This window comes from Microbacterium gorillae, assembly GCF_050990725.1.
GTDB lineage: Bacteria > Actinomycetota > Actinomycetes > Actinomycetales > Microbacteriaceae > Microbacterium > Microbacterium gorillae_A.
In genome coordinates this window covers 3,331,303-3,343,240 of record NZ_CP158844.1, presented here as the reverse complement: position 1 = coordinate 3,343,240, position 11,938 = coordinate 3,331,303, and the positions used below count along the sequence as shown (strand labels likewise).

General features: G+C 67.3%; 12 protein-coding genes. 5 read left to right on the top strand and 7 right to left on the bottom strand.

Annotated features, from left to right (window positions below; genetic code table 11):
* Nucleotides 1–3: 3 nt before the first annotated feature.
* From ABTV68_RS15470 to groL, 3 genes are all read left to right on the top strand, one after another.
* Nucleotides 4–264 (top strand): DUF3263 domain-containing protein, encoded by a 261-nt coding sequence (locus ABTV68_RS15470; protein ID WP_433674595.1) that lies wholly within the window; start codon nt 4–6, stop codon nt 262–264.
* Nucleotides 265–319: 55 nt separating this feature from the next.
* Complete coding sequence (locus tag ABTV68_RS15465; protein ID WP_433674594.1) at nt 320–880, top strand: LytR C-terminal domain-containing protein; 561 nt, start codon at nt 320–322, stop codon at nt 878–880.
* A gap of 148 nt (nt 881–1,028) precedes the next feature.
* Complete coding sequence (groL, locus tag ABTV68_RS15460) at nt 1,029–2,648, top strand: chaperonin GroEL (RefSeq protein WP_433674593.1); 1,620 nt, start codon at nt 1,029–1,031, stop codon at nt 2,646–2,648.
* A gap of 62 nt (nt 2,649–2,710) precedes the next feature.
* Here groL and ABTV68_RS15455 read toward each other — a convergent pair whose 3' ends face one another.
* From ABTV68_RS15455 to ABTV68_RS15430, 6 genes are all read right to left on the bottom strand, one after another.
* Nucleotides 2,711–2,998, bottom strand: a complete 288-nt coding sequence (locus tag ABTV68_RS15455) for a WXG100 family type VII secretion target (protein ID WP_433674592.1) — start codon at nt 2,996–2,998, stop codon at nt 2,711–2,713.
* Between the two features lie 116 nt (nt 2,999–3,114).
* Nucleotides 3,115–4,728 (bottom strand): sensor histidine kinase, encoded by a 1,614-nt coding sequence (locus ABTV68_RS15450; protein ID WP_433674591.1) that lies wholly within the window; start codon nt 4,726–4,728, stop codon nt 3,115–3,117.
* 202 nt (nt 4,729–4,930) lie between these two features.
* Nucleotides 4,931–5,617: a response regulator transcription factor gene (locus tag ABTV68_RS15445; protein ID WP_231092197.1), complete on the bottom strand. Its 687-nt coding sequence runs from the start codon at nt 5,615–5,617 to the stop codon at nt 4,931–4,933.
* A 107-nt stretch (nt 5,618–5,724) separates the two neighbouring features.
* On the bottom strand, nt 5,725–7,368 hold the full coding sequence (locus tag ABTV68_RS15440) for a DNA repair helicase XPB (protein WP_433674590.1): 1,644 nt from the start codon (nt 7,366–7,368) through the stop codon (nt 5,725–5,727).
* 50 nt (nt 7,369–7,418) lie between these two features.
* The gene (locus tag ABTV68_RS15435) at nt 7,419–9,107 is read right to left on the bottom strand and encodes a helicase-associated domain-containing protein (RefSeq protein ID WP_433674589.1); all 1,689 of its coding nucleotides are present in this window, start codon (nt 9,105–9,107) and stop codon (nt 7,419–7,421) included.
* An 8-nt stretch (nt 9,108–9,115) separates the two neighbouring features.
* Nucleotides 9,116–9,391 carry a multidrug ABC transporter ATPase gene (locus ABTV68_RS15430; RefSeq protein ID WP_433674588.1) on the bottom strand — a complete coding sequence of 92 codons (276 nt, stop codon included), beginning with the start codon at nt 9,389–9,391 and terminating at the stop codon, nt 9,116–9,118.
* Nucleotides 9,392–9,507: 116 nt separating this feature from the next.
* Between ABTV68_RS15430 and ABTV68_RS15425 the strand changes: the two genes are divergently transcribed.
* Nucleotides 9,508–9,891, top strand: a complete 384-nt coding sequence (locus tag ABTV68_RS15425; protein ID WP_433674587.1) for a cold-shock protein — start codon at nt 9,508–9,510, stop codon at nt 9,889–9,891.
* Nucleotides 9,884–10,705 carry a DUF3027 domain-containing protein gene (locus ABTV68_RS15420; RefSeq protein ID WP_433674586.1) on the top strand — a complete coding sequence of 274 codons (822 nt, stop codon included), beginning with the start codon at nt 9,884–9,886 and terminating at the stop codon, nt 10,703–10,705. The genes ABTV68_RS15425 and ABTV68_RS15420 overlap by 8 nt, the downstream gene beginning before the upstream one ends.
* A 58-nt stretch (nt 10,706–10,763) precedes the next feature.
* Here the strand turns inward: ABTV68_RS15420 and serC are convergent, their stop codons facing one another.
* Nucleotides 10,764–11,876, bottom strand: coding sequence for a phosphoserine transaminase (serC, locus tag ABTV68_RS15415; protein ID WP_433674585.1), 1,113 nt, complete (start codon nt 11,874–11,876; stop codon nt 10,764–10,766).
* Between the last annotated feature and the right edge of the window lie 62 nt (nt 11,877–11,938).

Here is an 11,938-nt window from a genome sequence, read left to right as displayed (position 1 = left end):
GGCATGAACTCCGCCGCCCTCAGCCCACGAGATATCGCTATCCTCGACCTGGAATCGCGCCTGCCCGTTCATTCGGCTCGCAAGGAGGAGGAGATCGAGGCCGCTCTCGACCTGTCGGCTGTGCGGTACTACCAGCTTCTCGGCCGCCTGATGGACGCTCCGGAAGCGCTGGCCCACGATCCTCTGCTCATCCGTCGGCTGCGCCAGCTCCGTGACGCGGATCGGGCGCGCCGCGCATTGCAGCCTCGCGCGGCGATCGCCTGACGCGGTCGGGCGCTTCCTGTACATGGCTCTCGGACACTCCCGGTAGCATCGTCGGGTGCCCACCAACACTCAGCAGCGCGACCGCTTCGACGACGTGCCTCGCGAACGCCACCGGGTGGGCGCGCATCGCGCAGAGAACCCGCGCATGCGCGCCGGGCTGATCATCCTCTGGGCGGCTGTCGCTGCGGTGATCCTGTTCGCCGTCGGGGTCTTCCTGTCGCTGCTGTGGACGGATCGCATCTCCTTCGGTCCTGAGCCGACGACGCCGACCGTCGCGGAGTCGACGGCGCCGACCGAGTCGATCGACACGAGTTACACCGTGTTCATTCTCAACGCGGGTCCCGATCCCGCACAGACGGATCGCGCGAAGTCGCTGGTGGTCGGCGTCGGGTACGCCGAGGACGCGGTGTCCACGTCGGAAGCGGACCAGAAGGACTTCCAGACCTCCGCGGTCTACTTCAGTGACGCGGCTGATGAAGGTCCCGCGCGAGCGCTGGCTGCCGCACTGGGCATTTCTCAGGTCGCACAGACCGATGCCTACAAGCCGATCGACGACTCCGCCGGCCGTCAGTTGACCGTGGTGCTGGGCGTGGACTTCGGCGCCGACGCCGGCTGAGCGCCTTTCTGCGACCTCCGAGGTGTCTCTGGGAAGGCGGTGTGCGTCGCTTGCACTCTCCTAGGTCGAGTGCCAGAATGAGGATTAGCACTCATCCTCATCGAGTGCTAACGAAGATTCGCCTACGTCCGGGAGGGACGACACACACATGGCAAAGATGATCGCTTTCGACGAGGAGGCCCGTCGCGGCCTCGAGCGCGGCCTGAACATTCTCGCCGACGCCGTCAAGGTGACGCTCGGCCCGCGCGGTCGCAACGTCGTGCTCGAGAAGAAGTGGGGCGCCCCCACGATCACCAACGATGGTGTCTCCATCGCCAAGGAGATCGAGCTGGACGACCCGTACGAGAAGATCGGTGCGGAGCTCGTCAAGGAGGTCGCCAAGAAGACCGACGACGTCGCCGGTGATGGCACCACGACCGCGACGGTTCTGGCTCAGGCTCTGGTTCGCGAGGGTCTGCGCAACGTCGCGGCCGGCGCCGACCCGATCTCGCTCAAGAAGGGCATCGAGAAGGCCGTTGCTGCCATCATCGAGCAGCTGCACGCCAACGCGAAGCCGATCGAGTCGAAGGAGCAGATCGCTGCAACCGCGTCGATCTCCGCTGCTGACACCGCTATCGGTGAGCTGATCGCCGAGGCGATCGACAAGGTCGGCAAGGAGGGTGTGGTCACCGTCGAGGAGTCCAACACCTTCGGCACCGAGCTGGAGCTCACCGAGGGTATGCGCTTCGACAAGGGCTACCTGAACCCGTACTTCGTCACGGACCCGGAGCGCCAGGAGGCTGTCTTCGAGGACCCGTACATCCTCATCGCCAACCAGAAGATCGGCAACATCAAGGACCTGCTGCCGATCGTCGACAAGGTGATCCAGGACGGCAAGGAACTGGTCATCATCGCTGAGGACGTCGAGGGCGAGGCTCTCGCGACGCTCGTGCTGAACAAGATCCGCGGCATCTTCAAGTCCGTCGCCGTCAAGGCTCCGGGCTTCGGTGACCGTCGCAAGGCTCAGCTGCAGGACATCGCCATCCTCACGGGTGGCCAGGTCATCACCGAGGAGGTCGGTCTCAAGCTCGAGAACGCCACCCTCGACCTGCTCGGCCGCGCTCGCAAGGTCATCGTCACCAAGGATGAGACCACCATCGTCGAGGGTGCCGGAGACTCGGCTCAGATCGAGGGTCGCGTCACGCAGATCCGTCGTGAGATCGAGAACACCGACTCCGACTACGACCGCGAGAAGCTGCAGGAGCGCCTGGCGAAGCTCGCCGGCGGTGTTGCGGTCATCAAGGCCGGTGCTGCCACCGAGGTGGAGCTGAAGGAGCGCAAGCACCGCATCGAGGACGCCGTCCGCAACGCGAAGGCTGCTGTCGAGGAGGGTGTCGTCCCCGGTGGTGGCGTCGCCCTGATCCAGGCCGGCAAGACCGCTTTCGAGGGTCTGTCGCTCGAGGGTGACGAGGCCACGGGTGCGAACATCGTGCGCGTCGCCATCGAGGCTCCGCTGAAGCAGATCGCCGTGAACGCAGGCCTCGAGGCCGGCGTCGTGGCGCACAAGGTCGCGGAGCTCCCCTCGGGCTTCGGCCTGAACGCTGCCACGGGTGAGTACGGTGACCTGTTCGCGCAGGGCATCATCGACCCCACCAAGGTGACCCGCTCGGCTCTGCAGAACGCCGCGTCGATCGCCGCGCTGTTCCTCACCACCGAGGCAGTCGTCGCCGACAAGCCGGAGAAGGCCGCCGCTCCCGCGGGCGACCCGACCGGTGGCATGGACTTCTGATCCAGCACTTCTGAAGGCACGGGGCCTCGGCGTAAGCCGGGGCCCCGTGCCTTTGCGTGCGGTCAGCGGAACATGCTGAGGGCAGCCTGCTCCGTATCGGCGTAGTTGCGCGCCGCAGTGTCGAGCGCCTGATGGATGGAATCCAACGAGCGTTCGACGATCTGCTGCGTGCCGCGCCACTCCTCGACGGTCGTCTGGAAGGCCGCGGAGGCGCTGCCCGTCCAGGAATCGCGGAGCGCCGTCAGCGAGGCCGAGAGCCCCGCCACCTCCGCTCGGATCCGATCACTCGACGCGCGGGCCGCACCCGTCGCGCTCATCACTGCTTCACTGTCAACCGAGAACACAGCCATGGTCCCGTTCCTTTCTCTCTCTGCGTTCCACGGTAGGAACCGGGGCGGAGGCGTGAGAGTGCAATCGCGCCGATGGGGACGAGAGAGCGGACCGAGGCGACTGGGGAGGAACAGCGTCAGCGACGAGGGGGAGTGACGGGCGGCAACGGCTCGCCGTTCTCGTCCAGCGGCAGCCGCTCCAGCGGCTGCGTCTCGACGTACAGGTGCTCCTCGGGGGTGCGCTGACGCACCAGGGGGATGCTCACGCGGAAGGTGGCGCCGCCGCCCGGGGTGTCCTCGACGGTGATGGCACCATGCAGGGCCTCGACGATGGACGCCACGATGGACAGCCCCAGACCGCTTCCGCCGGTCTCCCGGGTCCGCGACGTGTCGGCGCGCCAGAACCGCTCGAAGATCTGCGCCTTGAGCTCATCTGGGATGCCGTCACCGTGGTCGATCACGGCGATCCAGCCGAACTCGCGAGCATCATCGACGCCCACGGCGATCTCGATGGGGGAGTCGTCCGGGGTGTATCGCCGGGCGTTGCCCACGAGGTTGGTGACGACCTGACGGATCTTGTCCTCCTGGCCGAGCACGATCGGTTCGGCATCGGGGATGATGGGTGCCGCGTAGGTGATCGGCGGGAGTGGCGCCAGTTCGCCCGTGGGCGTGCGCTCCAGCTCCGTTCCGTCCGCCGCGCGGCGACGTCCGAGCCGGCGACCGATCGTGGCACCGACCTGGAGGATGGCCGTCGTCGTCGGTGTGCGCCGCTTCGAGGTCTCGCCCGTGTCGGTGGGCAGAGGCACCTGCGGAGTGGACGTCGCCTGCTGGGACGTGGCGTCGATGAAAGTGCCGGTCCGCTCGGGGGCCGCCGCACGAATGTCCATGGCGGCGTCACGGCCGATGGGGCGCAGGTCCACCGCCGAAAAGACCAGCTCGCGACGCTCATCAAGGCGAGCCAGGGCGAGGAGATCCTCGACGAGGGTCCCCATGCGGATCGCCTCCTTCTCGATGCGATCCATGGCCGCCGCGGTGTCCTCCTCGCCGCGGATCGCGCCCATGCGGTACAGCTCGGCGTAGCCGCGCACTGTCACGAGGGGCGTGCGCAGCTCATGGCTGGCGTCGCCCACGAACCGACGCATCTGCTTAACCGTGGTGTCGCGCTGCGCGATGGCCGCGTCGAGTCGGCCCAGCATCGTGTTGATGGCGAGCTTCAGCCGACCGACCTCGGTGCGAGGCTCGGCGCCGGGCATGCGCTGGCTGAAGTTGCCCGCCGCGATCGCCATCGCCGTCGTCTCCACCTGGCCCAGCCTGCGGAACGCGAGCGTCACGATCCAGCGGGTCGCGAGGGCAGCGACGACGACCGTGATGGCGGCGAGCAGCAGGAAGATCGAGAGGTAGGTTCCGATCGACGCATCCACCTGATTGGTGGGCAGCGCCACCACCAGCGTGATCATCGTCTGGGCGTCGCCGACCGTGATCGTGACGTTGCTCATCAGGGCGCGGAAGGCATGCGCCTCGCCGTCATCGCTGGAGAGGTCCAGAGGGGTGCCCGTCAGGTTCAGCGACTTGTCGAGCGTGATCGACTCCCAGTACGCCGGCTGCAGCTCGCCTTCCGGGCCGCCACTGGCGTAGCGGGTGCCGTCGGGGCCGTAGATCACGACATAGGGCGGGTTGGCCACGGCCATGGACGCCTTGGGGCTCACCTGGAGCTTCGAGCCGTCTGTCGACACGTCGAAGAGCTGGTCCACCAGCTCATTGCTCGACCACTGTCGCAGCTGCTCGTCGATCTGCGTGACGAAGGCGGAGCGCAGCAGCGGAACCGAGCCGAGCCCGGCCGAGAGCAGACCAATCGCCAGGATGGTGACCGTGACACCGGTGATCTTGGCGCGCAGGCTGATCCCGCGCCACCACCGGGTCAGGGCGTCGTTGTGTTCTTCCAGGAGATACCCGTCACTTGGCGGTCTTCAGCATGTAGCCGAATCCGCGCTTGGTCTGGATGAGCGACTCCTCGGTGTGCGGGTCGATCTTGCGGCGCAGGTAGGAGATGTAGCTCTCGACGATGCCCGCGTCGCCGTTGAAGTCGTACTCCCAGACGTGGTCGAGGATCTGCGCCTTGCTGAGCACGCGGTTGGGGTTCAGCATCAGGTAGCGCAGCAGCTTGAACTCTGTGGGGCTGAGGTCGATGGCCGCGTCGCCCACGAAGACGTCGTGCGTGTCCTGATCCATGGTCAGCTCGCCCGCACGGATCACGGACTCCTCATCGGCCTGCATGGTGCGACGGAGGATGGCCTGAATGCGAGCGACGATCTCGTCGAGCGCGAAGGGCTTGGTGACGTAGTCGTCGCCGCCGGCGTTGAGACCGGCGATCTTGTCCTCGGTGTCGTCCTTGGCGGTCAGGAAGAGGATCGGCGCGGTGTAGCCCGCCTCACGCAGTCGCTTCGTGACGCTGAATCCGTTCATGTCGGGAAGCATCACGTCGAGCACGATCAGGTCGGGCTCTTCTTCCAGAACGGCGGAGATCGTCTGCGCGCCGTTGGAGACCGAACGGGTCTGGAAACCGGCGAAACGCAGGCCCGTCGTCAGCAGGTCCCGGATGTTCGGTTCGTCGTCCACGATGAGGATGCGCGGTGCTGTCATGCCCCCCATTATGGCCACCCGTGCCTATGAATCGGCAGTGGAGCGCGGGAAATCGGTCACGCCGAGGGCGAAAGACAGGGCGTACACAGCAGTCGAACAGCCCGGTGTCAGGCGGGCGTCAGCGAATCCGCATCCAGGATGGTGTAGCTGTAACCCTGCTCCGCGAGGAATCGCTGGCGGTTCTGAGCGAAGTCCTGATCGACCGTGTCACGAGCGATCAGCGTGTAGAAGCTCGCCGTCGTGTCATCGGCCTTCGGACGCAGCAATCGGCCGAGGCGCTGGGCCTCCTCCTGGCGGGAGCCGAAGGAACCCGACACCTGGATGGCGACGGAGGCATCAGGCAGATCGATCGAGAAGTTGGCCACCTTCGAGACCACGAGCACGGAGATCTCGCCGGTGCGGAACGCGTTGAAGAGCCGCTCCCGCTCGTCCACCGGGGTCGCCCCGGTGATCTGCGGCGCGTCCAGCGCCTGGGAGAGCGTATCGATCTGGTCGAGGTATTGGCCGATGACCAGAATCTGCTCGCCGGCGTGCTTGGCGACCAGGTCCTTCACCGTACGGATCTTCGCGGGAGCGGTCGCCGCCATGCGATAGCGCTCGTCATCCGCCGCTGCCGCGTACTCCAGACGATCGTCGTCGGGCAGGTCGACGCGCACCTCATAACAGGCCGCGGGTGCGATGAACCCCTGTGCCTCGATCTCCTTCCAGGGCGCATCGAAGCGCTTGGGACCGATCAGGCTGAACACGTCACCCTCACGGCCGTCCTCGCGCACCAGCGTGGCGGTGAGACCCAGGCGACGGCGCGCCTGCAGGTCCGCAGTGAGCTTGAAAACCGGTGCCGGGAGCAGGTGCACCTCGTCGTAGACGATGAGGCCCCAGTCGAGTGCGTCCAGGAGCGCGAGGTGGGCGTAGTCGCCCTTTCGCTTCGCCGTAAGGATCTGATACGTGGCGATGGTGACCGGCTTGACCTCCTTGGTCTGGCCGGAGTACTCGCCGATCTCCTCGGCGGTGAGCGTGGTGCGCTTGAGGAGTTCGTCGCGCCACTGGCGGGCGCTCACCGTGTTAGTCACCAGAATCAGCGTGTTGGTCTGGGTGGCGCTCATTGCCCCGGCGCCCACCAGCGTCTTGCCGGCGCCACAGGGGAGCACGACGACGCCGGAGCCGCCATCGGAGAACGTGTCGACCGCCTGGCGCTGATAGGGGCGAAGCTGCCAGCCGTCCTCGACGAGTCCGATCGGGTGCGGCGTTCCCGGGGTGAATCCCGCGAAGTCCTCCGCCGGCCAGCCGATCTTCAACAGCTCCTGCTTGATCTGCCCACGCGCCCAGGTGTCGATCACGTAGGTGTCGGGGGTGGGGTGGGAGATCAGCAGCGGCTGGATGCGCTTGTTGCGCGTCACTTCGGCGAGAACGGGCACGTCGCTGGAGCGCAGGATGAGCTGTCCCTCGTCGTCGCGTTCGATGACGAGTCGGCCGTAGCGGTTCACGGTTTCACGGATGTCGACCGAGACGGACGGCGGCACGGGGAAGCGCGAGTAGCGCTCCAGCGTTGCCAGCATGTCTTCGGCGGTATGGCCGGCGGCGCGCGCGTTCCACAGGCCCAGACGTGTCACGCGATACGTGTGGATGTGCTCGGGAGCACGCTCCAGTTCAGCGAAGACCGCCAGGTCGTGGCGCGCGGATTCGGCGTCCGGGTGCGCCACCTCCAGCAGCACGGTGCGGTCGCTCTGCACGATGAGGGGTCCGTCAGCCATAGCGTTCCATTTTAGCCGTCCCGGCACGAGGCGGCGCCGAGAGCAGGGGATCAGCTCGCGACGGCGAGGTGGGTGATGTGGGAGATCGGCAGAACACGCTCGACGTCGGCCGCGCGGTCCAGGCCGCGCAGCCGTCCACCGCCGATGCCCGACGCTTCCAGGGTGAACGTGCGCTCGGCGCCGTCGGGGAGGGAGACGGTGACGTGCAGAAGGGCCCGGGCATGAACAGCTGCCTCGAGCTCGCGCTGCATCCACGCGGCTTCGAGGTCTTCGGCATCAGCAGAGTGCAGCCGAGCGACCAGCGGATCGAGGTCCGGGGGGAGCGTATCGGTCGCGTCCTCGGGTGCGAGTCGTCCCGCCTGAAGCGGCTCGGGCTCACCCGCAGAGTTCACGACCGCCACCGGATAGTGCGCCTCGGCGAGAGCTCGCGCCACGCTGTCGCGCCCGACGCGCGAGATCAGATCGTCCCCGTCGCGAAGCAGTCCCAACGGGCGCAGCGTCTGATCGATGCTGAGGGTGTCACGCAGTGCGACGGAGCCGACGCGTACGCGCGTGCGCCCGCTTACCGGATCCGCGCCCACCGTGATCGTTCCGTGGCGGCGCGCGGTCTCGGTGATGAGGTACGACAGCGGCTGGGGAATGCCGGTCAGGGAGAGGCCCGTGAGGAAGTCGCGCAGGCTTTCCTCGGTCTCGCCCTGCGCCAGCGCACGCTGCAGCGAATCGGGAGTGAAACGGTAGGTCGAGGCCTGGGCGTGCGATTCACGATCGGCTGCGCTGCGCAGGCGGATGTCCAGCGCCGGCGCGAGGGGTCCCGGCGCGATCACGCTGAGATCGTTCTGCAGATACACGCGGTCCACTTCGTGCGGCAGATGTCCGGCCAGGAGCTCCTGCGACGCGTCGTCGTCGGACTGAGCCCACGGCGTGGGCAGGAGCGTCTCGGAATCGATCAGTCCGAGCAGCACCGCGCGGTAAGACCAGGTCTTCGCATCCCAGTCCGGATTCCACGGATACGCGTGCTCCCAGTCCTCGGGCAGCGCCCAGCGGGAATCCCGCCGGAGCCCGGCCGGCAGCCGATCACGGAACGTGCGGGCCAGATGTGCCCATCGCTCGGCCGTGCTGGCGCGAAGCCACTCGGCGGCGAACCGGGAGACGAGCCACTCGCGCTCGACCAGCCGGAGCAGTCCCGCGGCGCCGGCGATCCAGACGAGATCATCGATGTCGTCGGGATCGCGCACCAGCCCGTCCTCGACAAGGCGCTTGCGATCGCCGGCGGCGATGGATCCCGTGCCGATCACCGTCAGTGGTCGGACATAGGAGGCAAGAAGGAGGTCGGCCAGCTGCCCGGCCGCGGTGAAGGCGTGCTCGGCGGCCGCGGGAGAATCTCGGGCGATCGCGCTGGTGGGGTTCGGCACCGGGACGTCGGGGAGCGAGCGCACCACGTCAGCCACACTCGGATACGGCACACCGGCAGCCACGAGCGCCAGCGCTTCCAGGCGCCCGGTGCCGTCCGTCGCCGGGGTGCCGTGCCGCACCGCAGAGGAGAGGTCAGCGGCCTCGGCGGCCGTCAGAGTGGTGAGTGCGGCACGCACGGAGGCTGGTTCCAGCAGTGCCTCGGCCGCATCGAATGGATCGCGCCAGGACGCCGTGGGGGAGGCGCCGCGCTCGAGGAGCACGGCACGCAGTTCCGTGTCGCTCAGTGCAGCGAGCGCACCGGCCAGACCCCGTGCGTCCAGGGACATCCCCCGGGTCAGCCCTTCCGGGACTGCTTGGCGGCTCGAGAGCGCCGAACCATGTTCATGATCAGCAGCACGAAGAACAGCAGCACGCCGACGGGAAGGGCCACGTTGATGAACGTGAAGATGATGCCCCAGATCGGAACCGCGAAGTCAGCGTGCGCGACAGTGGCCACGATGATCGCGATGAAGCACAGAATCGACACGCCGATGAGAACCACCGAGCTGAACGCGAGAATGCGATCAATCCGCTTCACGGGGAGGTCGTCGGTCTGATTCTGGGTATTCATCAGTCCCAGCGTAGTCGCCCCGGGGACCGCTAGGCTGAAGAGGCGGCCCCACACGATTTGTCGGGCCGTTGTTACCATCAGCACGCCGCGCCGTGCACCAGTTCGAAGGGGTCAGCATGCCCAGCGGCAAGGTCAGGTTCTATGACGAGGACCGAGGCTTCGGATTCATCACGTCCGAGGACGGCCAGGACGTCTTTCTGCACGCCACAGCTCTTCCTGCGGGAGCTCCCGCACCCAAGCCCGGAACACGCGTCGAGTTCGGCGTCGCGGAGGGTAAGCGAGGCCCGCAGGCCCTTGCCGTTCGCATCGTCGAAGCGCCCGTCAGCCTGGCGAAGAAGAACCGTAAGCCCGCCGACGACATGGCGATCATCATCGAAGACCTGGTGGGCCTCCTCGACGGCATCGGCGGCGATCTGCGTCATGGCCGCTACCCGTCGTCCTCGCACGCGCGCAAGGTGGCGACCGTGCTGCGCAAGGTTGCGGATGAACTTGATGCCTGAGATCGACGCGAACGCGGCGGAGTCCGCGGACGAGGTGGCGACGGAGTCAGCCGTCGACGCTCCGGAGAGCGCCGCTGGGGCCACACCCGACGCCGTCACCGTCGGGGCCGCCGAGACGTCGGTCGATGCGACTGCCGAGGCTGCCGAGCTCGTCGCCGATCCGGCGCTGCTCGCCGCCCACGATGTCGCCCTCGTCGCCCTGCGCGAGATCACCGCCGAGTCCTCCATCGGCGCTCCGGTCGGTCATCGCGTGGAAGCGGACGGGGTCGTCTCGCTGCTGTTTGCGAACAACCTGCTGGGGTATCCGGGCTGGTTCTGGACAGTGTCGGTCGCGCGCGTCGCCGACGCGGAGCCGACCGTCCTGGAAGCGGAACTGCTGCCAGGAGAGGACGCCCTCCTCGCGCCGGACTGGGTGCCGTGGGCCGTGCGCCTTGCCGAGTACCAGGCCGCGCAAGTGGCCCTCGCGGAAGCGGCCGAGACGGCCGGCGATGATGAAGACGTCGATCTTGCCGACGAAGACGCTCCGATGTCGGACCTCGACGACGATGATGACGATGATGACGACGACCTGGACGAGGCGGATTTCGACTCCGACGGGTCGCCGATCCTTCACTCGGGTGACGTCGACGGCGTCGACATCGACGAGCTCGACCCCCAGCTCGGCGATGACGACGACGAGGCGGACGATGACGAATCCGACGATGACGAATCCGACGATGATGATGACTCGGACGACGAGGATCCCGAAGACGATGATGATGACGACTCGGACGATGACGAGGAGTCTGAGGACGACGACTCCGAAGAGGAGTGACGAGCACTGACGAAAGAGAGGCCGGACGATCGATCGTCCGGCCTCTCTTCTTCGTGGATCAGGAGTTCGCGAGCACGTAGTCGATCGATCGGAGCAGCTGGCGAACATCGTCCGGGTCGATCGCCACGAACGTCGCGATACGCAGCTGATTACGACCGAGCTTGCGGTACGGCTCGGTGTCGACGATGCCGTTGGCGCGCAGTGTCGCGGCCACGGCTGCGGCATCGACGCTCTCGTCGAAGTCGATGGTCGCCACCACGCCGGAGCGGTAGGCCGGGTCGGTGACGAAGGGGGAGGCGACGGCGGATGCCTCGGCCCAGTCGTAGATCGCGCCGGAGCTCTCCGCCGTGCGCGAAGCCGCCCAGTTCAGCCCGCCGTTCTCCAGCATCCAGCGCAGCTGGCTGTCCAGCAGGTGCAGGGTCGACAGCGCCGGGGTGTTCAACGTCTGATTCAGGCGCGAGTTGTCGACCGCCGTCTGGAGGTTCAGGAACTCCGGGATGTACCGGTCGCTGGCGTTGATGCGGGCGATGCGCTCCAGTGCGGCCGGCGACACGGCGGCGAACCAGAGCCCGCCGTCGGAGGCGAAGTTCTTCTGCGGCGCGAAGTAGTAGACGTCGGTCTGCGCGATATCGACGTTCAGTCCGCCGGCCGCGCTCGTGGCGTCGATCACGGTCAGTGCGCCGTCATCGCCGTTGACGCGGGTCACGGGAGCCGCGGCACCCGTCGACGTCTCGTTGTGAGGCCAGGCGTACACGTCGACACCCTCGACCACCTCCGCGAACGCCACCGAACCCGGCTCCGCGGTGCGCACGTCCGGCGCCTGCAGCCAGGGTGCCTTCGCTGCGGAAGCGAACTTTCCGCCGAACTCGCCGAACACGAGGTTCTGGGCGCGGTTCTCGATCAGACCGAACGCCGCTGCATCCCAGAACGCGGTCGAGCCGCCGTTGCCGAGGATGATGTCGTAGCCCTCGGGCAGCTGGAACAGATCCGCCAGCTGCGAACGAACGGAGCCGACGAGATTCTTGACGGGCGCCTGCCGGTGGCTGGTGCCGAGCAGCGACGATCCCACACTCGCGAGGGCGGACACCGCCTCGGGGCGGATCTTGGACGGACCGCAGCCGAAGCGTCCGTCGGAGGGGAGAAGGTCACGGGGGATCTCAACGCTCGCCATGAACAGATTCTAGGGCGGGCGTCGGGGCGTTCCCGACCGCGTGACGCCCGGTGACGGATAGG

Coding starts and splice junctions, on each gene's coding strand:
- ABTV68_RS15470 (WP_433674595.1), top strand. CDS start 4: ATGAACTCCGCCGCCCTCAGCCCACGAGATATCGCTATCCTCGACCTG.
- groL (WP_433674593.1), top strand. CDS start 1,029: ATGGCAAAGATGATCGCTTTCGACGAGGAGGCCCGTCGCGGCCTCGAG.
- ABTV68_RS15455 (WP_433674592.1), bottom strand. CDS start 2,998: ATGGCTGTGTTCTCGGTTGACAGTGAAGCAGTGATGAGCGCGACGGGT.
- ABTV68_RS15445 (WP_231092197.1), bottom strand. CDS start 5,617: ATGACAGCACCGCGCATCCTCATCGTGGACGACGAACCGAACATCCGG.
- ABTV68_RS15440 (WP_433674590.1), bottom strand. CDS start 7,368: ATGGCTGACGGACCCCTCATCGTGCAGAGCGACCGCACCGTGCTGCTG.
- ABTV68_RS15435 (WP_433674589.1), bottom strand. CDS start 9,107: ATGTCCCTGGACGCACGGGGTCTGGCCGGTGCGCTCGCTGCACTGAGC.
- ABTV68_RS15430 (WP_433674588.1), bottom strand. CDS start 9,391: ATGAATACCCAGAATCAGACCGACGACCTCCCCGTGAAGCGGATTGAT.
- ABTV68_RS15425 (WP_433674587.1), top strand. CDS start 9,508: ATGCCCAGCGGCAAGGTCAGGTTCTATGACGAGGACCGAGGCTTCGGA.
- ABTV68_RS15420 (WP_433674586.1), top strand. CDS start 9,884: ATGCCTGAGATCGACGCGAACGCGGCGGAGTCCGCGGACGAGGTGGCG.
- serC (WP_433674585.1), bottom strand. CDS start 11,876: ATGGCGAGCGTTGAGATCCCCCGTGACCTTCTCCCCTCCGACGGACGC.